This window comes from Pseudidiomarina fusca, assembly GCF_032227045.1.
GTDB classification, from domain to species: Bacteria; Pseudomonadota; Gammaproteobacteria; order Enterobacterales; family Alteromonadaceae; genus Pseudidiomarina; species Pseudidiomarina fusca.
In genome coordinates, this window is record NZ_JANFPJ010000012.1 from 15,332 (window position 1) to 39,733 (window position 24,402).

Sequence of the window (24,402 nt, forward strand, 5' to 3'; positions counted from 1 at the left end):
TAATTTGTAAGGGATATTCGCATTGCTTAATTTGTGGCGAGCTAAGTCTAGGAACGACCTGGTGCTAACCTTTGCGTTGGCCAAAGGAGGCGTGTCGTTAGCTATTGCAGAAATTAATGAGTCTACACCAGCCTTGATCGTGTCCGATCATCAAGAGGTTGCGGACGGGCAATGGGGCCATGCCATGCAAGAACTGGCACACAAATATCCTAAGTACATCAAAGGTAATCCAGCCTTGTTGGTGGTGCTGGGCCCATCGCTGTATCAAAGTGTGCAGCTCGATAGGCCCAAGTTACCGGCCGCTGAAATCAGCCAAGCGTTGAAGTACAGTTTGCGCGATCTGGTATCGCTCGCACCCGCCGACATCATTGCCGATTATTACGACAGCCCAGTACAGCTCTCCGGACAAGATAAAATCAACGCAATTGTAGCGGATAAAACGATGCTGCAAGGCGTGCTTAAAGCAGCCCAAGAGCTGAGCGAAAATATCTGCGGTATTGTGGCTGAAGAGCAGGCCGTGTCGCGCTTGTTTACCCAATTGCAAGAGCCCAGCGTGGTGGTCTATCAGCATGATATCGAGCCCGCCTTATTGCAGGTATACCAACAAGGCGAGTTGCAGGTAAACCGTTTAGTGCGAGCGCTGGAGCAAATCAGTGCACTCAGCGCTGATGAGATCAGCTTAGGTGGTGGTTCACCGCTAAGTATTGAGGTACAGCGCTCAGCTGATTACTTTGAACGGCAACTACGCCAGCGCCCGATCAAGCAAGTGGTGTTAGCGGTGGGCTCAAAGCATCGCGCCGCACTGCAACAACAAGTAGCTGACGATTTAGGGTTTGAGGTGCAGTGGGCCGAGTATCCGTTGTGGGCGCAAGAACTGGCTACCGCCGATTTTGCTGATTTCCCAGTGTTAGGTGGGGTGATGCTGGCGCGTGAGTTGCTGTATCCAGCCAAGGAGCAAGCAGCATGAAACGCATAGCTAACTTGTATGTCGCTGAGCTACAACCTAACCGTGATCCGCTTACTTTAAAGCTTGTTAGCTTAGTGGTGGGTACCTTATTGGTTGTAGTGATGATTGGCGCAGGGTTGAGCAAGTGGTATCTGGCCAATCAGCAAGCAACGACAGCTAAGCTGAGCGCACAAAACACCGCCGTACAGCAGCAAGTTAACCAGCAACAAGAGCTGCTCAAGCAGGCCCTCAACGATAAACAGCTACTGGCCGAAATTGACCAGCTTGAGTTACGCCTGGCGCAACGGCAGCGCTTGTTACAGCATATGCGTTCAGTAACCCAAACCGGTCAGCCTAGCTTCGCTAATGTGATGACAGATTTAGCTCGCGTAGACAACGACAACATCTGGTTGCAACGAATTGTGTTGGCCTATCAGGACATGACCTTGCAAGGCCATACCACTGCGGCTAGTGCCTTACCGCGTTGGTTAGCCAGCTTTTCTAATTATCCGACCCTGAAGAACCGTAATTTTGGGGTGTTTGAGTTGCGCGATGAACAAAATGGCGCGTTACAGTTTACTGTGGGCAGTGACAGTCACGGTAGTTTGCTGTTGCAACAGCCCAGTCAGCTAGGCACTAGCACAAACTCTAGTAGCTCTGGCTCTAACAGCTCTGGCTCTAACAGCTCTGGCGCCACTAATAACGGTAGCGGGGCTCGCCCATGATGCAACAACTAACGCAACAGTGGCAACAATGGCAGCAGCAGTTTTTATTGCTCCCACAAGGGCGCCGTAAGTTTTGGTTTGCGCTGGCCGTGGCGGTGGTGGTTTACCTTGGGGTGTGGCTGGTGTTGTTGCCCACTCAAGAGCAATTAGCTACCGAACGCCAAACTCAGCGCCAACAACAGCAGCAAATTAGTATCTTTGAGCAAGAACTCGCAGCGGTAAAAGCACGCTTAGCTGGTGATCCGAAAGCAGAATTAAAAAGTCGTCGCGGACAACTGCAAGAGCGTCTAGATCGCTTAGAAGCCCAGTTGAATGCCGAGGCCAACTACATCAGTGCCTCCGACAACAAAGCACTGTTGCGCGCCCTGTTAGATTCAGCCAGTGGCATCAAAGTACAGTCAGCCCAAGCCTTGCCGCCAGAACGGGTGTATCAAGATGCGCAAGATGACACGACAGCCATTTACAAGCACCGCTTGCAGCTCTCTGTTACCGGCGACTTTTTTGCCGTGCGGAACTATCTCAACCGGCTTGAGCAGTTGGATTGGAACTTTTATTGGCAAAAACTCGATTACCGAGTGAAGCAAGCGCCGCAAGCAGAAGTGACCATAGAAATTTATACCTTGAGTCTGGAGCGTGACTATGTGGCCAGCTAGTAGGTTATTGATAGTTGCAGTGCTGCTAGCAGCACCCGTTTCTGCACAAGAGCTGAGCGACCCAACGGCGCCACCGGTGGTGCGTAGTAACACCAATACTGCGGGGCCAGCGTTAGCGGCAGAACTTAAATTACAAGCGATTCAATGGAGAGGTACACGACGCACCGCACTGATTGGCGGGCAGCGTGTTTCTGTTGGCGATACGATAAATCAATACATTGTTCGGGCCATTGATATGAATCAAGTGACCTTAATGGATTCTAAAACCAACAAAACCGTACGGTTAGCCTTATTTAGCAACGTTAAATTGCAATCTGGGCAAGAACAAGCGGCTAACTCGGAGAGTCAACCATGAAGCGAGTTTTATTGGTTGCGGCGCTAAGCGCATTATTGGCAGCTTGTGCGCATCAACCAGAACAGCCACCGGAAGAATTTCAACAAGCGTTAGACCCTAACGCCAAAGGCAAGGCCAGCGAACGTCCGCCGTTACCCGAGTCCGTGCGGGCCAGCCTGCGTGGTCAGCAAGATCAGTTGCGAGCAGCCAGTGCTCAGCTGTTAGCTGAACCGCGTTTTTCTATTGCCGCCAACGACATGCCTGCGGCTGAATTTTTTGCCGGTTTAGCGGTGGATTCTCCTTATAACTTTGCCGTGCATCCAGATGTAGACGGGATGATTACGATTAATTTAAAGGATGTCACCCTCACTGAAGCGCTCGACGTGGTTGGGGATATTTATGGCTACGATGTGCGTCGTAACAACCGCATGATTCAAGTGTTTCCAGCGGGCTTACGCAGCGAAACCATTTCGTTAGACTACTTAGCCTTGCGCCGTATGGGTGTATCACAAACCAGCGTCAGCTCGGGCGGGGTTAAAGATAGCGACCGCAACAGTAATAGCCGCTCTGGTAGCAACAGCTTTGGCGGTAACACCAACAATAACTTGCTGGGTAATCAGGGTGGAATTTCGAACCAAGCCGGCTCAAACTTAGGTGGCATGCAAACCAATGGCTCGTCTATTAGTAGCTCGTCGGAAACCGATTGGTGGAAAGACTTAAAAGCTATTATTGAAGGCATCGTTGGTACCGGTGATGGTCGTCGGGTCGTCGTCGCACCGCAAGCAGGCTTAGTGACTATCACTGCGTTGCCAGGTGAATTACGCGCTGCCCGCGAGTTTTTGGAGCGCGCCCAAAGCCGTTTACAACGCCAAGTGATTCTTGAAGCCCGGATTGTTGAAGTGGCCTTAAATGATGACTACCAACAAGGCATCAACTGGAATGATTTATTTGAAGCTGGCAGTGGCGTCAGTGACTTCTTTGGCGTTGACCAAGTAACGGGGTCGGTGAGTCTAAGTGGCGGTGATGTCACCGCTGGAGGCCTCGGTGGTGTGTTTGGTATGACCCTAAACATCGGTGACTTTTCTGGCGCACTTAATTTGTTGCAAAGCCAAGGAAACGTGCAAGTACTCTCGAACCCGCGGGTTAGTGCGGCTAATAACCAAAAAGCCGTGATTAAGATTGGTGAAGACGAGTACTTTGTCACAGATGTCTCCACCACCACGGTCACAGGTACTGCTACCACCTCTACGCCGAACATTGAGCTAACACCGTTTTTCTCAGGTATTTCGCTGGATATTACTCCGCAAATTAGTGAGAACGGTGAAGTGATTCTGCATGTGCATCCAAGTGTGGTGCAAACCCAAGAACAAGAAAAAGTCGTGAAGCTGAACGACGACACCTTTGTTCTCCCGCTAGCACAAAGCAACATTCGGGAAAGCGATACCATTGTCAAAGCCCGTAATGGTGAGATCGTGGTGTTAGGCGGTTTGATGCAAACCTCGTACACAGATTCAGAATCGAAAGCACCTTTCTTGGGAGACATTCCGGTGTTGGGTAATTTGTTTAAAAATACCCGCCGCGTAGAGCAGAAGAAAGAGCTGGTGATTTTAATTCGCCCCACGGTTATTGGTGCGGAGAGCTGGCAAGAAGAGCTGCAACGCTCTAGCGACATTCTGAAAAAATGGTATGGCAATGAGTAACATCAGCAACGGGAAGAGCTAATGTACCAAAACCACTACGGCTTGCGTGAACTGCCTTTTACATTAACACCGAACACCAGCTTTTACTGTGATCTTGAGGGTCATCGGTCAGCGCTGGAGGTGTTATTGACGGCACTGCAAACCGGTGAAGGTTTTATCAAAGTCGTGGGCGAGGTTGGCACGGGTAAAACCTTGCTGTGTCGCAAGCTACTTAATGAGCTACCCGAAAACTATGTCACTGCATACATTCCTAATCCTTATTTGAGCCCGGAAGAATTGCGTGCCCAAATTGCCCAAGAGCTACAAATAGACCTGCACGGCGAGCACAGTCAGCAACGAGTTACCCAAGCCATTCAGCAGCGGCTGTTAGACATCAACCAGCAGGGCAAAACCGTGGTGATCGTGCTGGATGAAGCGCAAGCGCTTCCGAGCGACAGTTTAGAAGCCTTGCGGCTGATTTCAAACCTAGAAACCGAGTCGCGTAAGCTGCTGCATATCGTCTTGTTCGGCCAGCCCGAATTGGATGAGCGCTTAGCTGCTCGCGAACATCGACAGTTACGCCAGCGCATCTCTTTTAGTTATCATTTACAGGCGATGAGCGTGCAAGAGTTGGCGCGTTATATTTCGCACCGCTTGCATATTGGCGGCTACAAAGGGCCGCCGATGATGAGCGCCAAAGTGGTTGCCATGTTGCACCAAGCCAGTCGCGGCATACCTCGCTTGGCCAATGTGTTATGTCATAAGGTGTTGCTGCTTAGCTACGGCGAAGGGGTGTATAGCATTACTCCCAAGCATGTGCGGATGGCAGTAGATGACACCGAGGATGCCTATTTACCCAACGCCAACTGGGGTTGGTGGTTGTTGGGCTTATCTGCCGTAGTAGCGGCAATTCTAGCTTTTGGTTATTACCAAGGCTGGTTAGCGGAGTATTTAGCATGAGCGTGATAAACCGCATGCTGCGCGATCTTGATAAACGCGAGCAACAGCAAAACAACCAAGCTTACACACCCGCAGCCGTAGCACCAAGCCATGGCAGCAAGCGCCGCGTGGCCCTCATCGCCAGCATCGGCGCCATCTTGGTCCTTGCCGTGTTGGTCTGGCAATGGTGGCATGAAGGACTTGCAGACCCAGCTCTGGACCCCGCTCCGGACCCCGTCGCGCAGCAAGCTGAAAGCCCCAACACTGATCCCGGTAGCTATGTGATGCAAGCTTTGCAAGCTGAACCTGCGCAGCCCGAACCGGCAGTGGCGCAGGAAGCGACACCGGAAGCGGCTAACGCGGTCAGCGAAACCAGCGACGATGCTACCGAGGGTCGTAATCAATTGGTGGTGAATGTAGCCGAGCTGCAACAGCCTGCAGTAGCGCAGCCCGAACCTGCTGCCATCATCGCAGCAGCAAGCCAAGCAGAGCCGCAAGAGGAACTTGCAGACCCAGCTCCGGACCCGGCTCCGAAGGTGGGGCCGACCCCAACCTCAACCTCGTCGATGAAAGTAGAGCGAGTGGAGCTCACCCCAGCGCAACTGGCCGAGACTAACTTACGCCGCGCCCGTGAGGCCATGGCCAAAGGTGACCGCGATCTGGCTCAAGAGCTGCTGGAAAAGGCGCTGATAGTGCAACCCATGCATGTTGAAGTACGCAGTGAATTGGCCGCTTATTGGTACGGCCGCGGGTTTGCAACGCGCGCTCTGACCATTTTGCAGCAGGGCCTAGATAGACAGCCGCAACAAAGCGAGTGGCAGTTGTTGTACGCCCGTATTTTGGATCGCATGGGGCGCGTAGACCAAGCGTACAGCGCCTTAATTAACATTAATGAGGAAACCGACGAAGCCTTAGAGCTGCTCGAGTTACGTGCCGCCGCCGCCAATCAATTGGGCTATTATGCCGAGGCCGCAGCTGACTACACGGTACTTGCCGGGCATTTTTTACAAAGTCGTTGGTGGTTAGCCGCAGCCGTGGCCCATGAAGATTCAGATAATCCAGCTGCCGCAGTGCGAGCCTATCAACAGGCCCTGCAGTATCGTGATTTAAGCAACGAAGCGCGGCAATATATCAATGATCGTTTGTACGCGTTAACCCCTATCGAGCCGGAGACCAATTAGCATGCGCCCTCGTTTAAAAATGCGGCTTGGCGATTTACTCGTCCAAGATGGCATTATAACTGAAAGCCAATTGCAGCAGGCGCTGGCCGATCAAAAGCAAAATGGGCGTAAGTTAGGGGTTACCCTGATTGATTTGGGCTTTATCTCTGAGCACGATTTGCTGGAGTTTTTGGCGCGTCAGCTGAATATCCCCTTGCTTGATTTAAGCGATAAGAGAATTCCCGAGAACGTGGTGAACTTGGTGCCTGAAGTGCAGGCCAGACGTCATCGCGCCTTGGTAGTTGAAGCCGACGAAAGCTCGGCCTTGGTCGCCATGAGTGACCCCGCTGACCTCGCCGCAGTGGATGCTATCTCTCAGTTCTTGCAGCCGCGTGAAATGCGCTTAGCGGTAGTGCCAGATAGCGAGTTATTGGGCGCCTTCGACAACCTCTATCGACGTACTAAGGATATCGCTCAATTCGCTAAAGAATTGCAGACCGAAACTCAAGACGGCGGCGATTTCGATTTAGGTGCTTTGTCGCTCGATGCCGATGACGACGACGCCACCGTTGCTAAGTTACTGCAATCGATTTTTGCTGATGCGGTGCAAGTTCGAGCGTCGGATATTCACATCGAACCAGACCACCGAGCCTTGCGGATTCGGATGCGGGTGGATGGTGCGCTGCAAGAGAACGTTTTGACCGAAACCAATATCGCCAATGCCTTGCTATTGCGGCTAAAGCTGATGTCGGGCCTAGATATCTCAGAAAAACGCTTGCCCCAAGATGGCCGGTTTAACATCAAAGTACGCGACCATAGCATCGACGTGCGGGTCTCGACCATGCCGGTGCAGTATGGCGAATCTTGCGTGATGCGTTTGCTCGACCAATCAGCCGGATTGTTGAATCTAGAGCAGACTGGGATGCCCGAAGATATTTTGGCGCGCGTACGCCGCCTAGTGCATCGGCCGTATGGGATGTTCGTGGTGACCGGGCCGACCGGTTCTGGTAAAACCACCACGCTGTACGGTGCCTTAAGCGAACTGAACCAAGCCGAGAAAAAAATTATCACCGTAGAAGATCCGGTGGAATATCGCTTGCCGCGGATTTCTCAGGTGCAAGTAAACGCCAAGATTGGTTTAAGCTTTTCGAACGTGCTGCGAACCACCTTACGGCAAGACCCTGATATCATCATGGTGGGTGAGATGCGTGACCACGAAACCGTAGAAATTGGTTTACGTGGCGCCATCACCGGTCACTTAGTACTTACCACCTTGCACACCAACGACTCTATTACCAGTGCATTGCGCTTGATTGACATGGGTGCTAAGCCTTACTTAGTTGGCGCCGCCTTACGTGGAGTGCTGGCGCAGCGCTTGATCCGACGTGTATGTGAAAGCTGCAAAACTAGCGCTACGGTAGAGCCGCACCAACTGGCTATTTTACGCATCATGAACCCAGACATTGCTGCTGATGGCAGTGGTTTTGTTAAAGGCAAAGGTTGTCGTAACTGTAACCATACCGGCTACAAAGGCCGAATTGGTGTTTTTGAATTATTAGAAATTAACGAAGCTATGATAGACGCACTGCGTGACGGTGATATGCGTGAATTTGCCCATGCGGCGAAAGCATCACCCGGCTTCAAACCCCTGGCCAACGTCGCGTTAGATTACGCCATGCAAGGCATTACCAGCATCGACGAAGTACTTTTCTTAGCCGAAACTGTAGAAGAAAAAGAATTACGGGTTAGTACCGCAGCTGTCAGCGACCAAGTTGAACCCGAGATAGGCTCAGACCATGGCGAGCTATAGTTATCGTGGCCGTGATGGCCAAGGTCAACTGGTACAGGGCGTGCTTGAGGCTAGCTCAGAGAACACTGCGGCCGAGGCTTTGCTGCGCCGAGGTATTACGCCCATTCAGCTCAAAATAGGGGCTGCAGCGAACGCCGACAAAGCCGACAAAAAATCTTCTAATTCATTGTTTCAACGTAAGATTAGTACAGATGATCTGATTGTTTTTACCCGCCAGATGTACGCGTTAACCAAGGCCGGTATTCCCTTACTGCGAGCCATTCAAGGGCTCGCCGAGAATACCAGTAGTCGGCGCCTCGGTGCCGTCTTACACGAAGTGGTGGATCAGTTAGAGCGCGGTCGCCAGCTGAGCTCGGCTATGGCAGCGCACCCCAAGGTGTTTCCTCGCTTATTGGTTGCCATCGTGCACGTGGGTGAAAATACCGGGCAACTTGAAGAAGCCTTTATGCAGCTCTCTGAGTACCTGCAAAAGGAACAAGAAACCCGTAAGCAAGTTAAAACCGCTTTGCGTTATCCAACTTTTATTATTATCACCTTGGTGATCGCAATGTTTGTTTTGAACATATTCGTCATTCCGACTTTTGCGAATATGTTTTCACGTTTTGATGTGGAGTTACCCTTGTCGACGCGCATCCTCATCGGCACCTCCAACTTTTTTGTGAATTGGTGGCCAGCCTTGCTGTTAGGCATAGCGGTAACCACGATTGCGGCAACCCGGTACGTGAAAACCCCGTCAGGTGAGATGAAGTGGGATTATTTTAAAGTGAAGATCCCCTTAGTGGGTGACATTATCTTCCGCTCCTTGTTGTCGCGCTTTTCGCGAAGTTTTGCGGTGATGCTCAAGGCCGGCGTCCCTCTCACCCAGGGCTTAAGCTTAGTCGCGGATGCCGTGGATAACCGCTGGATGGGCAAGAAAATCAATGACATGCGCCGTAATATTGAGCGCGGTGAAAGTCTCTCGCGAGTTTCTCGTAGCAGTGAGCTGTTCACTCCGCTGGTATTGCAGATGATTCAAGTAGGTGAAGAAACCGGTCGCGTTGATGAGATGCTGCACGAAGTAGCCGACTACTACGAGCGCGAAGTAGATTATGATTTAAAAAGCTTAACCGCCAAAATCGAGCCTATTATGCTGATTGTGGTGGCTGTGATGATTTCTGTTATGGCGCTAGGTATTTTTACCCCGATGTGGGACATGATGAACGCCTATAAAAACCGCTAGGGCAGCGATTTAACAAATTTAAAACAAAAGACTTTAACTTATAATATTTGCGATTATTTCTCGCACAATTGATAATAGTAAGCATAGGGACTATAAGGATAAGAAGATGGCTAACAAACCAGCATTAGCGCTGAAACAAAATGGCTTTACCTTGATTGAATTGATTATCGTGGTCGTCATTTTAGGGTTACTAGCCGCCTCTGCCTTACCACGCTTCACCAGCGTGACCGCAGATGCCGAAGACGCCGCAGTTGAAGGTGTTGCCGGTGGCTTTGCCAGCGCTGTGGGCCTAGTACGTGCGGAATGGGAACTGCGCGGCCGCCCCAAAGGTAATATTGATGGGGCTGGCGTAGAAATCATTATGGATGGCATTACCGTAAACGTGGACGGAAGTACCGGTTATCCAGTAAGTGGCGACAACAATTTAGACGCCCATGACCTGAACATAACAAGCGAAGATTGCCGCACCATCATGCAAGCAATTTTACAAGGTGCGCCTACTGCCACCACCAGTTTTACCCTGTTGGGTGAAAACCGTTACTATGTAGTACGAGAAAGTAACGGAGTAAATGATATTTGCGTGTATTATTTAGCAAATACCATTAAAAACTTAGCGTCAGCTCCTACCGGAACTGATTACCTAAGCGTCGGTAATGCGTTTGTATACAACCCTCGCACGGGTGGGGTGAGTATCTTTAGTAACAACTAATTTTACATTTACGTTTAACTTTTGGGGATAGTCCCGCTTTTTTTAAAAGGAAGTGATTTATGAAAACACAACAAAAAGGTTTTACCTTGATCGAACTGATCATCGTAATCGTGGTATTAGGTATTTTGGCAGTAACAGCAGCTCCGCAGTTTTTTAATTTCTCGTCAGATGCTCGCGCGTCTACCGTGAAAGGTATGGAAGGTAGCGTAAAAGCTGCATCTGCTTTGGTTTATGCAAAAGCCTTATTAGCGCCTGCAGGTACGACTTCTGTAGTTGTCGACCAATATGGTACCAGTGTTACTCTCACTGCCGACACTCAATACGCGGCAGCAACAGACCCAGCAACAGACCCAGCTGGAATTACTGCTGCGTTAGATATGTCTGATTTTAGTGTTGTAGTAGCCGGTGCTTCTGTTGACACTGAAGCCGATGCTGCTGGTGTTGAAGAAAATGATTTGCTTATCTTTCCCACAGGTTTTGGTGTCGATGCTACAGCAGCTCCTTTGTGCTACGTTGTTTATCGCGCTGCAGTTGTAGCTGATGCTGGTCCTCCTGTTGTAGCTGCTGCAGCTCCAACTATCTTCTCAGTAACCTCTGGCTGTTAATCACTAACAAGCTAGCGAAAAGCCAACAAGCGTTGCTTGTTGGCTTTTTTATTGGCTGGCGTTTAGCGAGTGGGCAGTTGCTCACAATGAATAATGCTAAGTTCAACCCTAATAGCTAAGCTTTTGTTGTACCCAGCTGTAAGCAATTCATGTATAGTCAAAAAGTTGTTATTTATATGATGGCAAAAGGATCATGAGTATGCAGTGGACGAAACAATTCAGTGGTAGTGCCTTTTTAAAGCCGCTCTTTGCTGTTCTGGCGATGGTTGCCTTGGTGAGCGGCTGTGGTAGTGAGCATCCCGACCAACAGCCTGGTGGTAGCGCCAATCCTTATCCAACCCTGTCTTTGCTGGCTAGCAGTGAGGTGAGTCAACCCGCAGCCGGGCAAACCACGGCGTTACAGGTGCGTATTCAGTTTTCTAATCCGGCACCAGCAGCCGGTAGTATTAGTGTCGCAACCACCAGCGATACGGCCCGTGCGGGTACTCATTACAGTACCTTCAATGATGCTGTCACCTTTGCCGAGGGCGCTACTTCAGCTCAATTCAGCGTCGATATTCTCGATGGTAACGGTGATACCGAAGATGTCAGCTTTCAGATCCAGCTTACGGGTGCAGTTAATGCGCTATTAGGCAGCAGCACCACGCAAACTGTCACCATCTATTCCACCACTGAGGTGGTGGATCCGGTGAATCAAGCCAGTCTGAGCTTACCGCAGAACCTGAGTTTACGGGCACCGCGAGTGGGTCGTGGCAGCATTGAATATCCGATCGTATTCACCTTAAGCGAGCCGTCGCCGGTGGCTGGTGAGATTAAGCTAAGAACCGTCGAGGGTAGCGCTGAAGCAGGCGTCAACTTCGAGGCGTTCGATCGTATCTTGCCGGTGGCTGCGGGAGCGCGCGAAGTAGTGTTCTCGATAACATTAATGGCCGATGCCAACCAAACTGAAGATCTCGAGTTTTCGTTACTTGCAGAAACGGCAACCAATGTACAGCTGCCAACCACGCGTACAGTGCCAGTTACTGTTATCAATGTAAACGGTGAAACAGCGGGAGGGGTGCCGAGCATCTTATGGCCGAGCGTCACTGACCTCTATGAACCCACCAGCGGCAGCGCAACGTTCAACTTACTCTTGCCGTTTTCTGCGCCTGCGAGCCAAGCAGGTTCGTTCCGATTAGCCACGCAATCAGCCACAGCGTTAGCGGGTGAGCATTTTCAAGCGTTCTCTGAGCAGATTGACTTTGTCGCCGGCGATACCGAAGTGTTGGTGCCGGTCACTGTGATGCGGACGCCCTTGGGCATGACGGAACCTTTGTCATTTTATCTGCAGATTAGCTCAGCAACAAACGTGACCCTACCTAATACCCGTGATCTGGAATTAACGATTCAGCCGGTGTCGGTGTCAACCCCGGCCACCGCAGAATTGCAGCTACTGTCCGTGGTAGAAGTGCCAGAGCCCTTTAGCAATGCCAGTCCGGTCACCTATAGCTTAATGCTACCACTGTCGATGCCTGCGCCCACTGCTGGTAGCGTACGGGTACGCAGTGTGGATGGTACTGCGTTAGCTGGCCATAACTATACTGGGATTAGCGACCAAGCTGTGACCTTTGCCGAGGGCGACGAAAACCTGTACCTCGATATTGAGATTTTGTTTGATGGCTTAGGTGCCGAAGGTAAGGAATTTACCTTAGAATTCTATGATGCAGAGGGCATTCAACTTCCCGAGAGTCGCTCCATGAGTATTTCAATTCGGGCGAGTGGTCTGGCGTTGCCGGTGCTAGAAACACCAGCAACCATCACCTTCCAACGCCCCGACGATGGCACATCATTTGACGTACAGCTGGTGTTACCTTTTGATCGCGCGGCAATTTTAGCGGGGTCGATTGAGCTTGCGGTTAACCAAGGCAGTGCGATTGAGAATCGAGACTTTACCGGTATTCTCCCGGAATACAGCTTTGCTAAGCATGATGATGAGATCATCGTCGACTTTACCTTGGTGGGGTCGAGTTACGCTGAAGAACGCCAATTTACCTTGGTTGTTACCAAAGCCAACAATATGCAGCTAGGTAGCAGCACCGAAGAGCGTACCATTACGGTGATTATTGAAGCTCCTTAGTTATGCGGATAAAGCACTTAAAAAGGCGCCTTGATGGCGCCTTTTGTTTAAGCTGATTAGTTACGGCGTTCTAGCCAAAAGATGATCCTATCATTACCGCGATACTGACCAAAGCCGGCTGTTGCGGTTGGGTCTTCTAATGGGAGACTAGCATCATTATTCCAATCAAATTCGAGCCACGGCTGGGTGTCATACTCAAAGATAAACTCACCCACAGCACCTGGGTCTTGCCACCACCAAGTTCCTGGTGGTACCTCACCGTTAATCAGCGTACCAGTGCTGGCGCCACCGGGGCTTGCGTTGAGATTGGCTGGGTCGGCAACAATGGAGAGGTTGGCGGCGTCATAGACAAAGCAACTATCGTCGCTGTTAAGGACAAACTGGCTACCATTAAAATATTGATTTTGCAGAACTATATCTAAATCTTCGCCTTCTGGGCCAAAGATATCATCCAACACAGTACGGCCGTAGCGCAGGTTTAACACACCCGGAATAGCCGCTGCGTCGCCCACTTGAGTTGTTATGAGCGGTTGGCTACTGGCCCACGGTGTGACATCTAGGCCTTCGTTTGCCACCTGTAAGCCTAAGCGCAAGCTAGCAAAGGGCCCATCGATTAAGCCAACGGTGGGATGCCGTAAAAAAGCAACAGCGCTGTCATTAACTTCTAACACGCCGTTGTTCCAAGTGTTGTTGGTGGTGATATTAAGACGTTGCTCAAAGGCGTCGCTGGTGCTATCGGCAGGGCTAGTATTAGCACTTTGCACGCTGAGCTCGGCGGTGGCCGCACTAGCCTGTTGATATAGCGCAGTATCGTAGTTAGCCGTGACGCTACCTAAGGTATTAAGTGCTTGCACGTGGTAAGTCACGTTTATGCTGGGTTCACTCATGTAGGTGAAACCACCCGCCAAGCAAGCGTTATCGGCTATGGATACGCTGGCATCAATCAGGTATTCGGCGGGGGCGAACCGTCCTACCGCAACCTCTGGGCGTACCACGGCATCACCGGTGCCAAGATAGTTTATGGCGGCGGCTTGGGCATTAAAGGTACCTGCTTCTAACCAACGGCTATTGCTGCTAATAAAAGTGCCGTCGTTATTGGTATCAAGAGTAAACGTACCGCTGATTAATTTACTGGCATCGCTACCTGGTGCGGCTGGGTTGGGAAACGCCATCGAGGCAAAGCCAGCTGCCACCGTGGTTTGAGGAGACTCCAAACCAAAGTTGGGCGTCACCGCACCGTTACTGTTCTGCGCTTGCACTACCATCTTGAAAGGCTCGCCCGCGCGTTTGAACAAAGGCTGAGGAGCGGCACCGGAGGCGTTTAACAGCGTACCTGTATCGGTAAGAGCCGCCGCTACTAGGGTATGAGGCTTCACCACAAAATCGTTAATACTAATCCCGGTTAAAGTGGTAGTAGGGTCATTCAGACCCGGCTCCGTTGGGCTTGGCGCTTCCGGTAAGGTGAGTTCAGCGTGTAACCGAAGCAAGCCCACATCGGAATAATTATTAGCCACCAAGGGAGCATTACCGTTGGCGTCAAAAGTGACATTAATAGGTGCATAATTAGTCACGTTGCCGGCGTTATTGAGACCGATGGCGGTGCCATTGATGGTGTAGGATTGACCTGCTTGGCATGCCCCCGGATTTAAGCATTCCATGCCTAAATTCACGGTTTGTGCCCCTTCTAACCGGGCTTCACAGGCACCGGTCGTGGTATTGGTGCGCACCGCACGCAAGACGCTATTGAAATCGTCCCCGGCAATCTGTGTAGCCAAGGGCACATCAGGGGTAGCGCCTACGATAACTAACCCTGCCAAATTGAAGGTCACTTCACAAGAGGTGGCTGTGGTGCCTGATAGGTCATAACATTCGGTCGCCTCGACCGCTGTCGGCGTCGCATTGCTGAGGGTTAAGGCTGCCGTACCACCGCTGCTGTTTCGTAACCCGGCAAGGCCGCTACCGTTGCTAAAATTAAGATTAGCGCTGGTGCCGCTGCTGCTACTGATATCACCGCCTTGCCAACTGCTATTGGCTAGCGCGGCGGTTACCGTGATGCCCACCGGATCATCAAAGGTTGCGCTACAGGTTGCATCCGCACAAGCTTGAACTTGCACCGCAGCAGCATAGCAAGCAACGGTTTCAGTGGTATGCAGCAGCCGATAATGATGAACCTCGGCATCAACTGGTGCACAACCCGCCGCATCAACCACCGCTGCTTGTACCTCAGGGGTGTAAGTAATCACGGTATTGTTACCAAATTCGACTTTACCAGGCGTTAAAGCACCGCCCTGAAAGTTAGTATTGTTGCCAAAGGTGATGTCTGTGGTGGCATAAGGGCTGTAAATCAGGCCGTTAAAGGTAAACTCTGGGCAGTTATTGCCACCATTACAATAGTTACCTACGGTGAAGTCAGCACCTTCATACAAATAGACCACTAAATTACCCACCGAGCCATTGGTATTAAAGGAGATATCATTACCGCCTGTAATGCCGTTCAAAACATAGATGCGAACCAAGCCAGCAGGTGAAATATTGATGCTGGAGTTGTTTCCTAAGATCATGTTTTTGACGAAATAATCACCAGGGCCAAGTTCTAGCGTATTATTGTTCGTTGAAAAACTGATCGTGTCTATGTAATAGGTACCACCGCCGGAGGTTGATGAAAGACCGTTATTTTTATCAGTAAAGATGGTGCCATAGGTGCCCGGCGGCGTGTTAGTTTCGTTTTCTAGAAAGGTGCCGGGGCTGCTAAAGGTCGGAAACACTGCTGGGTTTAATGGCGGAAAATCTAAATCTATCGTATCAACTTGGCCAACAGGCGTCGGCGTATTACCTTCACCTACGATATCATTATTGTTAATTTCAGAATTGTTGCCCGCATCAAACCCAATAGAGCCAACAATACCGTAATCGGCAAGGTCATTAAATAATTCGCATTGGTCACCTGGGCTAGGGCCTGGGCCGGGACCCGGATCGGGTGGGGCTGCGGCACAAGCGAAAGCGTGGCTAGAATTAACCGTGCTACTGGAGTCGTCGCAAAACTCATCACCACCAACGGAGTCTGGATTACCACTGTTGTTTTGGATAGTCGGGGCTGTCGCATCGCCACCGATACTTCCAGCCCAACCAATGATGATTTCATTGGTAGCAGTCGCATTTTCAGTAATGTATGCATCAGAGTCAGTTAACTCGATGGTGTCGCCACTCACTGCACTGCCGGTGATCCCTGAGCCGCTGTCGATGAGAATATTGCCGGCAGAAGTAACATCACCTGTGACATCTGAGTTCGATGCACGAATGCGAACGCTCCCCGCGTTAACATTACCCGTAACTTGGCTGCCGCTGGCTAGATCAAAAATACCCGTGGCGGTGATATTACCGGTCAAATTAACGGGACTATCAGTTGTGATATCAGTACCGCTGATGTTGCCATTAACTTGGTTCCAGCTACCAATAAAAACCGGACCGTTAGAGATGATATTGTTACCGTATTGGCTCCCTGATGGCAGTAATGACACGGATAAACTGCCAGTAACAGGGCCCGTGACTGAGTTCTGTGAACCGAGAGTGACTGTGGTTCCGGAGATCGAACCCCCGACGGTGACATTTTGGGCGGTGGTAATGGTGGTGCCCATGACGTTACCATTAATGACGTTGACACCACCGATAGCTAATTGAGTGCCGGAGACTGAGCCCCCGATAGTGACAAGATCATTGGTAGAAACAGTGCCGCCAATAAGGTTCCCGGTAACTGTTGTATTGTAACCAAGCGTTATTTGGTTGGCCTCCATGGAGCCATCAAAGGTGCCGCTATTAGTCGTAATTTGGCTGGCTGAGACATTACCGACTAATTGGTTTCCACTCCCAAAACTAACATTGCCATCGGCATTAAGCGAGCCTTGCATGGCAAAACCTGAGCCAGTAGTAATATTGCCCGTAGCATTGATAGTGACGGCGGCATTGCTACCCACATTGATTTGGGCATTTTGCAAATTCACATCGCCCGTAACATTAATCACCAACACCTGGCTCGCATCGATAATATCGTTCCAGTTCAAATTCAAACCATTGCTACAAAATACCGGGTTATTCCCTTGCTGAGAGCAGCCTGGCGGCACACTTTGCTTTAAGTTGTACGTTTCTGCAGCAACACTCACGCTCGCTAACGACAAGACTAGCGCAATGAGCAGTAGGGCAAGGTTGTTAAAGTGACGCATTGCTTGCCTCCAGCATGATTTCGCGTGAATAAATCATGTCGCCGGCATCACAACTGCCTTGGGCGACGATTCGATAATGGTTGACGACAACGGGGCTGGTGATTTCAGCGACATCGCAATAGACAGTCGCAGTACAGCTTTGTAAGCCCGCTTCAGCAAAGTTGTAAGTGTTAGGGCTGCTATCGTTATCGCTGGGGTCGAACGAGCTGGTGGTACTACGGTTAGCGCAGAGCCCAGTGGTTACGACGCCTTCGTTTTCAAACAAGGCCACTAAGAACATCTCAGCGCCGGAGCGAGCTGCGTTATTGGCGCGAGCGCCAATCACATCGCTGACAACGCCTTGGGTCGCATCGCCAATAACTCTGACCATGGCCGCTCCGAGCAAGGCCATCACCACGATGATAAAAATCGCCACCGGCAGGGCGGCGCCACGACTACGGTGGTACTGGAGAGGTTTATGGCACATTAGGAACATGAACCTCCTGCAAGAGTTGTAGGCGCTCGGTGTCAGCTGCGCGGGCAAAACGTAAATCTAGATGCACTAAACTATTTCGAACCAAGGTAGCGTCGTCCACTACAAAGGGCCGCTCGGGCGTGGTTAAGGTTAAATCGTTAGTAAGATTCTCAGCCATCACTTCGGCACTGGTAGTAAGCGCAAGTTGTAGTTGGGCTAGGGTTGCCGCATTGGCATTGAGTCCATAACCGGTATAGCGCCAGAGCTGGCCAGTAGCTTGTTGATAGCACCAACTGATGGGCTGGCCGGCGATAAAATAACGCTGTGCGGGGCTACTACCGGTAAAATAACTGATGCTATCGGTGTAAGCTATTTCAACCACATGATCATCGCCGGTGCTGACGATGGCGTCAATAATCTTGCGTCGCTCGGTTTGCGTCGGGTTGTAGATAAAATTGGGTGTCGATGCATAAATCAGCAGGTATTGGCCGATCAAATTGACGCCTTGATCCGCTCGCGGCTCGATAACTAACAGCGGGTCGCTGGCGCTAGGCCCTTGTCGGGGTACTTGCAGATATTGGCTGCTAGCAAGAATCGGCATAAACTCGATGCAGCTATTATCTGCCGCTACACGGACGCTGCGTGGCACGGCATTGCGAATTTCTCGGGTGAGGCGTTCTACAGCAAATCTTGATTGCGACATCAACTGCTCACGAGCGGTAGTATCGACGTAGATTTGCGCCCCAAAACCAACGTACGAGAACACGTAACCGCCAAGAATACCTAAAATAACGATAACCACGATCAGTTCAATTAAGGTAAAGCCACGCTGGAGGTTAGCGCGGGGCAGGGGGTTTAACGTGTGCCGCCAGTTATTCATCAGAAATTTCCCCGCACGGCGCTGAATTCAAAGTTTTGCCCCAAACTGGTGGTGATGGTTATGGCTATCAGTTTATAGCGGGTGATACTGGCCTGCTCGGCACCCGAGTTTGGGTCGTAATAGGACACCTGAATTTCGTAATCAAAGCCGTTGTAGCGAGCAGCGATATCTGCCCCGAAGACGTCGGTTAAATTGGTGCTTGATGATGTTAAACCGTGGTAGTCGTCGACATCGTTGAAATCGCTTCGTACCTCACCATCGTCGCCGAGATTAGCCGGTAGCGTACAAGGAGGAGCAGCGGCTTCAACGTTACAGCGTTCGATACCACTGCTGCGGTCGCTGTTTTCATCAAAGCTTTTACTCATGATCTCGTTCAACAGCGCTTGGCCAAGCCCCGCTGCACGAGTTTGCAATAGGGGTTCGGCGCTACGTTGCGCCTGCGGGAAAATCAGCACCGCAAGCATCACCACGGACAAGCTGAGCACTACGATCCCAATAATGAGCTCGACTAATGTAAAACCTTTATTAGTGCGTGGAGTAACGCCAAAAGTGCGCATGCAGGTCCCCGTTGGTATCGATTGGTCTAGATTACCTGTTTTTTATACCGATGTTTATATATTGTTCTTCATACTGTGGTTTTTTAGTTTACACTACATACTAGAGATTAGGTTAAATCCGTGGCGCGTTATTTGTCAGCTACGAGCAGCACTAAGGTGAACCATCTATGACAAGCTTAAGACCTATGCGGCAACGGGGTTTGACGCTGGTTGAGTTAATTATTGTTATCGTGTTGGTAGGGATTTTAGCAGCTACCGCAGGGCCGCGTATTTTTGGTAAAGCCGGGGTGGAAGAAGTGACCCTTCAAGGGCAACTGATGAGTCTGTTGCGCTTGCAACAGCAGCGAGCCATGCAGGATACCATCCAAGATTGCTATGGTGTTAACTTTTCTGCAACAACAGTAAACCCAGTTGATTGCGGCTCCTTGGTGGCACCGGAGCGCATTTTGGCGATTCCTAGCGCGCTTTCAGTAGCCGTGGTATCAAGTGTGCCTAATGCGAGCAATGGAATTCGCTTCAACAGTTTGGGCTGTCCGGTATCGACAGCGCATGCCAGCACCCCGGAATGGTGTGGCAATGTACCAATAGAGTTAGAGATTCAAGGGGTTAACTCCCGTTATATTTGTATTCAGAGTCAAGGCTATATTCGCCAAGGGCAATGTACGACTTAATTAAGGGCTGATAGCGCAAGTAAAGCTAGGTTAAAAGCCATGCAATGGCGCTTGCCCGCAGCATGGCAGCTTGGTAAAGTTACACAGTTTACAGTCCACCCCATTTACGAGTAAGGGAACATCCCCTCATGTTTAAGAAGTTACGCGGAATTTTCTCAAACGATCTGTCGATCGATTTGGGAACAGCAAACACATTAATTTACGTTAAAGACGAAGGCATCGTACTGAATGAGCCTTCGGTTGTAGCGATTCGCCAAGAGCGCTCGGGTGGACCCAAGAGTGTGGCGGCAGTAGGTACTGCAGCAAAACAAATGTTGGGCCGTACTCCTGGTAACATTAAAGCCATTCGGCCAATGAAAGACGGCGTTATCGCTGACTTTTTTGTTACTGAAAAGATGCTGCAGCACTTCATTAAAAAAGTACACGATAGCCATTATTTCCGTCCTAGCCCGCGGGTATTGGTGTGTGTGCCTTGTGGCTCCACTCAAGTAGAGCGCCGAGCGATTCGCGAATCAGCGTTAGGTGCTGGCGCCCGTGAAGTGCATTTAATTGATGAACCTATGGCGGCGGCGATTGGCGCTGGCTTACCGGTCTCGGAGCCAACTGGTTCGATGGTGGTTGATATTGGTGGCGGTACCACTGAAGTCGCTATTATCTCTTTAAATGGTGTGGTGTATTCGTCGTCGGTACGCATTGGCGGTGACAAATTTGACGAAGCCATCGTTAATTATATTCGCCGTAACTTCGGCTCTTTGATTGGCGAAGCAACGGCTGAGCGGATCAAACACGAAATTGGTTCGGCATTTCCTGGTGACGAAGTGCGTGAAATAGAAGTTCGTGGCCGTAATCTGGCGGAAGGTGTACCTCGCTCATTTACGCTGAATAGCAACGAAATTCTTGAAGCCTTACAAGAGCCTTTGATGGGTATTGTTAGTGCCGTGATGGTTGCGTTAGAGCAATCGCCACCAGAGCTAGCGTCAGATATTTCTGAGCGCGGCATGGTGCTTACCGGCGGTGGCGCGTTACTGCGTGACCTTGATCGCCTGTTAATGGAAGAAACCGGGATTCCGGTGATTGTCGCGGACGATCCATTAACTTGTGTGGCGCGCGGTGGTGGTAAAGCGTTAGAGATGATCGATATGCACGGCGGTGACCTGTTCAGTTATGAGTAAGCGGCCGCATGAAGTCGCTATTTGAACGAGGCCCAACACTACTCACGCGGCTGGTGCTTGCACTCAGCTGCGCTCTCACTTTGATGTTCTTAGACCACCGGCTCAATACGATGCAGCCGGTGCGTTCGTTTATGAGCACCTTGATTGCCCCGGTTCAATACCTCGCCGTACTGCCTGAGCAGGTGATGGACAGAATTGTCTATCTCGCCACCACACGCACCATGCTACGCAATGAAAATAAACTGTTAAAGCAAGAGCTGGAAGAACTGCAGATGGCAGTGCAGCGACTGAACTTTCTAGAAAACGAGAACGATCGGTTACGCCAATTGCTAGGTTCGGATGTACGTGAAGCTAGTCGTCGTATGGCTGCTGAAGTGGTTGCAGTAGCAACGGACCCATTTTCGCATCAGTTGGTGATCAACAAAGGCCTTGCCAATGGCGTCTACGAAGGCCAGCCGGTATTGGATAATCGCGGCGTGGTGGGGCAAGTGATGAGCGTTGGCCGTGGTACGGCGCGGGTGCTACTGATCGCCGACCAAAGCCATGCTATTTCGTTACGGGCCGAGCGTAATGATATCCGCGTCTTAGCTAAAGGCACCGGTGATTTGCAGCAGTTAGAATTGCAGTTTATCCCCCACAGCACGGATTTAGAGGTAGGCGATAAATTGGTGTCATCGGGGTTGGGTGGCATCTATCCGGAAGGTTATCCGGTAGCTGAGATCATCTCCATCGACCGCAACGAGCGCTTACAATATGCCCGCGTGTTAGCACGTCCTTATGCCCAACTTGATAGGGTGCGCACCTTGCTCTTGTTATGGCCAGCGGATGCTACCGAGCAACCGGTTTACGATACCGAAGAAGAGACGGCAGGAAACGATCATGTGGATTAAAGCCGGATTATTACCGCTGTTTATTACTTATATTATCGGGCTAGTACTGATGGTGATGCCGATGCCGCTGTTTTTAGAGGCTTGGCGCCCAGATTGGTTAAGTTTGGTGATCATTTATTGGTTGATGGCACTGCCCCACCGCGTAGGGATGGGAACCGTTCTGATTCTCGGGCTGATGACGGATATCCTGATGGGGTCTATCTTTGGAATCTATGCTAGCGCCTTATTGGTCATGGCCTATGCGCCGATTCGTCATTTTCAGCGCTTTCGAAATTACTCGCTAACGCAACAGGCCTTGGTGGTTGCGGTGCTTATTTTTATCAAGCGGGTGTTGGTGTATCAGTTAGAGCATTGGCTGAACGATGCGGTGTTTCATGTGTCTTATTTATATCCGGTGATTTCGTCGGCCATAGCTTGGCCATGGGTGTATCTGATTCTACGCAAATATCGGCGGCACTATGGTATCCAATAACGTGGTATTCAGTAACTTGGTATCCAATAACCTGGTATCCAGTAACTTGGTATCTAATACGCCCGCCGCGAGGCCGTTGGTGTTGGCGTCGGGGTCGCCGCGGCGCGCTGAGTTATTGCAGCTGTTGGGGAGGCCGTTTCAGGTGGTGTTACCACAGGTTCCCGAACAGCGCACGCCAAGTGAATCTGCAGCGGCCTATGTACAGCGTCTCGCCATCAGTAAAGCCGAAGCCGGTGCAACCTTGTGGCGCACCAAGGCAACGGCGAACACCACGACCAACAGCTTGGTGCTAGGTTCTGATACTGTGGTTGTAGTTGGTTATGCACAAGCGCACGAACAGGTGTTAGAAAAGCCGCGTGATTTTGCCGATTTTCAACGCATGATGCAGTTGCTAAGTGACACCACTCATACGGTTTTAACTGCCGTAGCGGTGACTCAGAGTGCACCACTAGAGCCGACAACGGACGTGACTATGGCTACCATGGTCGCCACCGAGGTGAGTTTTAAACCCTTAAGTGAGGGTGAGATCGCAGCTTATTGGGCCAGCGGTGAACCGCAAGATAAAGCCGGTGGTTATGGTATTCAAGGCTTAGCAGGGCGCTTCGTCACCCACTTGCAAGGCAGCTATTTTGCCGTGGTGGGGCTGCCGTTATATGAAACAGCAGAATTATTAACGCGTGTTGAGACGCAGCAAGCAGGCGGTCAGCAGTAGGAGTAACACGCATGAGTGCAGAAATTTTAATGAACGTCACCCCCACCGAAACTCGCGTGGCGCTGATCGAAAACGGTATTTTGCAAGAAATCCACATTGAGCGCCAAGCCAAGCGTGGTTTAGTGGGTAATATTTATGTGGGTAAAGTATCGCGAGTACTGCCAGGGATGCAGGCCGCTTTCATTGATATTGGCTTAGATAAAGCGGCGTTCTTGCATGCGTCCGATATCGTGACCCACATTGATCAAGAAGAGCTATCGCGGAACAATGTCACCACCGCAGATATCGCTCAATTAGTGCGCCCAGGGCAGCAAATTCTGGTGCAAGTGGTCAAAGACCCACTTGGTACGAAAGGCGCGCGCTTAACCACCGACATCACTATTCCTTCACGCTACATGGTGTTGATGCCACAATCGCCGCATGTTGGTATTTCACAGCGGATTGAAGATGAAGCCGAACGGAACCGTTTAAAAGCCGCCGCCCAGCCTTATTGCGATGAAGACGGTGGCTTTATTGTACGTACCGCCGCCGAGGGCGCAGCCAATGACGATTTACAGCGCGACGCGAAATTTTTGCGGCGGCTCTGGGACACCATTCAAAAGCGCCGCAAAGGCATGCGGAAAATTGGTATAGTGTACGAAGATTTGAATTTATCTTGCCGTATTTTACGTGATTTTGTTGGCGATGAAATTGAACGTATTCGGGTTGATTCACGCATTACTTACGATGTACTGCGCGAGTTTGTCCAAGAGTTTATTCCTGAGCTCAGCAATGCCCTTGAGTACTACAGCGGCGAGCGTCCTATTTTTGACTTGTTTGATGTTGAAAATGAAGTGCAACGCGCACTCGAGCGTAAAGTTGAGCTGAAGAGCGGTGGCTCTATCATTATTGACCAAACGGAAGCTATGACCACCATAGATATCAATACCGGTGGTTTTGTTGGGCATCGCAATCTCGAAGAAACCATTTTTAATACCAACATCGAGGCGACTCAGGCAATCGCTCGGCAACTGCGGCTGCGTAACTTAGGCGGTATCATCATTATTGATTTTATCGATATGCAAAACGCAGATCATAGACGACGGGTATTGCACAGCCTTGAGCAAGCTCTTGCTAAAGATCGCGCCAAAACTTCGATTAACGGCTTCACCACCTTAGGCTTGGTGGAGATGACACGCAAGCGCACCCGCGAAAGCTTGGAGCACGTGCTCTGCACCGAATGCCCAGTGTGTAGTGGACGTGGCTCAATGAAGACGGTTGAAACCGTCTGTTATGAAGTGATGCGAGAAATTGTGCGGGTGAACCGTGCGTATGCGGCCGATCATTTCGTGGTGTATGCCTCGGCAGCAGTGTCCGACATGCTGCTGAACGAAGAGAGCCATGCTTTGGCTGAACTTGAGGTGTTTATTGGCAAACAGGTTAAGGTTTTAACCGAGCCTATGTACAACCAAGAGCAGTTTGACGTGGTGATGATGTAGCCCC

At 50.7% G+C, this 24,402-nt stretch carries 22 protein-coding genes; 18 read left to right on the forward strand and 4 right to left on the reverse strand.

Features of this window, described 5'->3' with window-relative positions:
* Positions 1-61 precede the first annotated feature (61 nt).
* The 12 genes from NOG12_RS07275 to NOG12_RS07330 all read left to right on the forward strand — a co-directional run bounded on the left by NOG12_RS07275 (position 62) and on the right by NOG12_RS07330 (position 12,895).
* Complete coding sequence (locus NOG12_RS07275) at positions 62-967, forward strand: type IV pilus biogenesis protein PilM (RefSeq protein ID WP_110076014.1); 906 nt, start codon at positions 62-64, stop codon at positions 965-967.
* Positions 964-1,671, forward strand: a complete 708-nt coding sequence (locus NOG12_RS07280) for a hypothetical protein (RefSeq protein WP_313932847.1) — start codon at positions 964-966, stop codon at positions 1,669-1,671. The genes NOG12_RS07275 and NOG12_RS07280 overlap by 4 nt, the downstream gene beginning before the upstream one ends.
* A complete protein-coding gene (locus NOG12_RS07285) occupies positions 1,668-2,324 on the forward strand; it encodes a hypothetical protein (protein ID WP_153826476.1) in 657 nt (218 codons plus the stop codon). Before NOG12_RS07280 ends, NOG12_RS07285 begins: the two co-directional genes overlap by 4 nt.
* Entirely contained in the window at positions 2,311-2,679 is a 369-nt protein-coding gene (locus NOG12_RS07290; protein WP_313932848.1) for a hypothetical protein, read from the forward strand. Before NOG12_RS07285 ends, NOG12_RS07290 begins: the two co-directional genes overlap by 14 nt.
* Complete coding sequence (gene mshL, locus NOG12_RS07295) at positions 2,676-4,358, forward strand: pilus (MSHA type) biogenesis protein MshL (RefSeq protein WP_313932849.1); 1,683 nt, start codon at positions 2,676-2,678, stop codon at positions 4,356-4,358. The genes NOG12_RS07290 and mshL overlap by 4 nt, the downstream gene beginning before the upstream one ends.
* A gap of 21 nt (positions 4,359-4,379) precedes the next feature.
* Positions 4,380-5,297, forward strand: a complete 918-nt coding sequence (locus tag NOG12_RS07300; RefSeq protein WP_313932850.1) for an ExeA family protein — start codon at positions 4,380-4,382, stop codon at positions 5,295-5,297.
* Entirely contained in the window at positions 5,294-6,457 is a 1,164-nt protein-coding gene (locus NOG12_RS07305) for a tetratricopeptide repeat protein (RefSeq protein ID WP_313932851.1), read from the forward strand. The genes NOG12_RS07300 and NOG12_RS07305 overlap by 4 nt, the downstream gene beginning before the upstream one ends.
* 1 nt (position 6,458) lies before the next feature.
* Complete coding sequence (locus NOG12_RS07310) at positions 6,459-8,246, forward strand: GspE/PulE family protein (protein ID WP_313932852.1); 1,788 nt, start codon at positions 6,459-6,461, stop codon at positions 8,244-8,246.
* Complete coding sequence (locus tag NOG12_RS07315) at positions 8,233-9,465, forward strand: type II secretion system F family protein (RefSeq protein ID WP_313932853.1); 1,233 nt, start codon at positions 8,233-8,235, stop codon at positions 9,463-9,465. The genes NOG12_RS07310 and NOG12_RS07315 overlap by 14 nt, the downstream gene beginning before the upstream one ends.
* 106 nt (positions 9,466-9,571) lie before the next feature.
* Positions 9,572-10,174, forward strand: a complete 603-nt coding sequence (locus tag NOG12_RS07320) for a type II secretion system protein (protein WP_110076005.1) — start codon at positions 9,572-9,574, stop codon at positions 10,172-10,174.
* Positions 10,175-10,233: 59 nt separating this feature from the next.
* The gene (locus NOG12_RS07325; protein WP_313932854.1) at positions 10,234-10,779 is read left to right on the forward strand and encodes a type II secretion system protein; all 546 of its coding nucleotides are present in this window, start codon (positions 10,234-10,236) and stop codon (positions 10,777-10,779) included.
* A 199-nt stretch (positions 10,780-10,978) separates the two neighbouring features.
* Positions 10,979-12,895 carry a Calx-beta domain-containing protein gene (locus NOG12_RS07330; RefSeq protein ID WP_313932855.1) on the forward strand — a complete coding sequence of 639 codons (1,917 nt, stop codon included), beginning with the start codon at positions 10,979-10,981 and terminating at the stop codon, positions 12,893-12,895.
* Positions 12,896-12,951: 56 nt separating this feature from the next.
* On the opposite strand, the gene NOG12_RS07335 is transcribed toward NOG12_RS07330, so the two are convergent.
* Genes NOG12_RS07335 through NOG12_RS07350 form a run of 4 tightly spaced genes read right to left on the reverse strand, consistent with a single transcriptional unit; the run spans position 12,952 to position 19,003 of the window.
* A complete protein-coding gene (locus tag NOG12_RS07335) occupies positions 12,952-17,112 on the reverse strand; it encodes a DUF6701 domain-containing protein (RefSeq protein ID WP_313932856.1) in 4,161 nt (1,386 codons plus the stop codon).
* Complete coding sequence (locus NOG12_RS07340; RefSeq protein WP_313932857.1) at positions 17,099-17,578, reverse strand: hypothetical protein; 480 nt, start codon at positions 17,576-17,578, stop codon at positions 17,099-17,101. The genes NOG12_RS07335 and NOG12_RS07340 overlap by 14 nt, the downstream gene beginning before the upstream one ends.
* On the reverse strand, positions 17,568-18,446 hold the full coding sequence (locus tag NOG12_RS07345) for a PilW family protein (RefSeq protein ID WP_313932858.1): 879 nt from the start codon (positions 18,444-18,446) through the stop codon (positions 17,568-17,570). Before NOG12_RS07345 ends, NOG12_RS07340 begins: the two co-directional genes overlap by 11 nt.
* Positions 18,446-19,003 (reverse strand): type IV pilus modification PilV family protein, encoded by a 558-nt coding sequence (locus tag NOG12_RS07350; protein WP_313932859.1) that lies wholly within the window; start codon positions 19,001-19,003, stop codon positions 18,446-18,448. Before NOG12_RS07350 ends, NOG12_RS07345 begins: the two co-directional genes overlap by 1 nt.
* A gap of 167 nt (positions 19,004-19,170) precedes the next feature.
* Here NOG12_RS07350 and NOG12_RS07355 point away from each other — a divergent pair, with 167 nt between their 5' ends.
* The 6 genes from NOG12_RS07355 to rng all read left to right on the forward strand — a co-directional run bounded on the left by NOG12_RS07355 (position 19,171) and on the right by rng (position 24,398).
* Entirely contained in the window at positions 19,171-19,674 is a 504-nt protein-coding gene (locus tag NOG12_RS07355) for a type IV pilin protein (RefSeq protein ID WP_313932860.1), read from the forward strand.
* Positions 19,675-19,802: 128 nt separating this feature from the next.
* Entirely contained in the window at positions 19,803-20,846 is a 1,044-nt protein-coding gene (locus NOG12_RS07360) for a rod shape-determining protein (protein ID WP_110075997.1), read from the forward strand.
* 8 nt (positions 20,847-20,854) lie between these two features.
* The gene (mreC, locus tag NOG12_RS07365) at positions 20,855-21,736 is read left to right on the forward strand and encodes a rod shape-determining protein MreC (RefSeq protein WP_313932861.1); all 882 of its coding nucleotides are present in this window, start codon (positions 20,855-20,857) and stop codon (positions 21,734-21,736) included.
* Positions 21,726-22,208: a rod shape-determining protein MreD gene (gene mreD, locus NOG12_RS07370; protein ID WP_313932862.1), complete on the forward strand. Its 483-nt coding sequence runs from the start codon at positions 21,726-21,728 to the stop codon at positions 22,206-22,208. The genes mreC and mreD overlap by 11 nt, the downstream gene beginning before the upstream one ends.
* Positions 22,195-22,920: a Maf family protein gene (locus NOG12_RS07375; RefSeq protein ID WP_313932863.1), complete on the forward strand. Its 726-nt coding sequence runs from the start codon at positions 22,195-22,197 to the stop codon at positions 22,918-22,920. Before mreD ends, NOG12_RS07375 begins: the two co-directional genes overlap by 14 nt.
* An 11-nt stretch (positions 22,921-22,931) precedes the next feature.
* Positions 22,932-24,398, forward strand: coding sequence for a ribonuclease G (rng, locus tag NOG12_RS07380; protein ID WP_313932864.1), 1,467 nt, complete (start codon positions 22,932-22,934; stop codon positions 24,396-24,398).
* The last annotated feature ends 4 nt before the right edge of the window (positions 24,399-24,402 follow it).

What these genes read in the sequence shown, in the direction of transcription:
- NOG12_RS07280 (WP_313932847.1), top strand. Translation starts at nt 964, where the DNA reads ATGAAACGCATAGCTAACTTGTATGTCGCTGAGCTACAACCTAACCGT.
- NOG12_RS07285 (WP_153826476.1), top strand. Translation starts at nt 1,668, where the DNA reads ATGATGCAACAACTAACGCAACAGTGGCAACAATGGCAGCAGCAGTTT.
- NOG12_RS07290 (WP_313932848.1), top strand. Translation starts at nt 2,311, where the DNA reads ATGTGGCCAGCTAGTAGGTTATTGATAGTTGCAGTGCTGCTAGCAGCA.
- mshL (WP_313932849.1), top strand. Translation starts at nt 2,676, where the DNA reads ATGAAGCGAGTTTTATTGGTTGCGGCGCTAAGCGCATTATTGGCAGCT.
- NOG12_RS07300 (WP_313932850.1), top strand. Translation starts at nt 4,380, where the DNA reads ATGTACCAAAACCACTACGGCTTGCGTGAACTGCCTTTTACATTAACA.
- NOG12_RS07305 (WP_313932851.1), top strand. Translation starts at nt 5,294, where the DNA reads ATGAGCGTGATAAACCGCATGCTGCGCGATCTTGATAAACGCGAGCAA.
- NOG12_RS07310 (WP_313932852.1), top strand. Translation starts at nt 6,459, where the DNA reads ATGCGCCCTCGTTTAAAAATGCGGCTTGGCGATTTACTCGTCCAAGAT.
- NOG12_RS07315 (WP_313932853.1), top strand. Translation starts at nt 8,233, where the DNA reads ATGGCGAGCTATAGTTATCGTGGCCGTGATGGCCAAGGTCAACTGGTA.
- NOG12_RS07320 (WP_110076005.1), top strand. Translation starts at nt 9,572, where the DNA reads ATGGCTAACAAACCAGCATTAGCGCTGAAACAAAATGGCTTTACCTTG.
- NOG12_RS07325 (WP_313932854.1), top strand. Translation starts at nt 10,234, where the DNA reads ATGAAAACACAACAAAAAGGTTTTACCTTGATCGAACTGATCATCGTA.
- NOG12_RS07330 (WP_313932855.1), top strand. Translation starts at nt 10,979, where the DNA reads ATGCAGTGGACGAAACAATTCAGTGGTAGTGCCTTTTTAAAGCCGCTC.
- NOG12_RS07335 (WP_313932856.1), bottom strand. Translation starts at nt 17,112, where the DNA reads ATGCGTCACTTTAACAACCTTGCCCTACTGCTCATTGCGCTAGTCTTG.
- NOG12_RS07340 (WP_313932857.1), bottom strand. Translation starts at nt 17,578, where the DNA reads ATGTGCCATAAACCTCTCCAGTACCACCGTAGTCGTGGCGCCGCCCTG.
- NOG12_RS07345 (WP_313932858.1), bottom strand. Translation starts at nt 18,446, where the DNA reads ATGAATAACTGGCGGCACACGTTAAACCCCCTGCCCCGCGCTAACCTC.
- NOG12_RS07350 (WP_313932859.1), bottom strand. Translation starts at nt 19,003, where the DNA reads ATGCGCACTTTTGGCGTTACTCCACGCACTAATAAAGGTTTTACATTA.
- NOG12_RS07355 (WP_313932860.1), top strand. Translation starts at nt 19,171, where the DNA reads ATGACAAGCTTAAGACCTATGCGGCAACGGGGTTTGACGCTGGTTGAG.
- NOG12_RS07360 (WP_110075997.1), top strand. Translation starts at nt 19,803, where the DNA reads ATGTTTAAGAAGTTACGCGGAATTTTCTCAAACGATCTGTCGATCGAT.
- mreC (WP_313932861.1), top strand. Translation starts at nt 20,855, where the DNA reads ATGAAGTCGCTATTTGAACGAGGCCCAACACTACTCACGCGGCTGGTG.
- mreD (WP_313932862.1), top strand. Translation starts at nt 21,726, where the DNA reads ATGTGGATTAAAGCCGGATTATTACCGCTGTTTATTACTTATATTATC.
- NOG12_RS07375 (WP_313932863.1), top strand. Translation starts at nt 22,195, where the DNA reads ATGGTATCCAATAACGTGGTATTCAGTAACTTGGTATCCAATAACCTG.
- rng (WP_313932864.1), top strand. Translation starts at nt 22,932, where the DNA reads ATGAGTGCAGAAATTTTAATGAACGTCACCCCCACCGAAACTCGCGTG.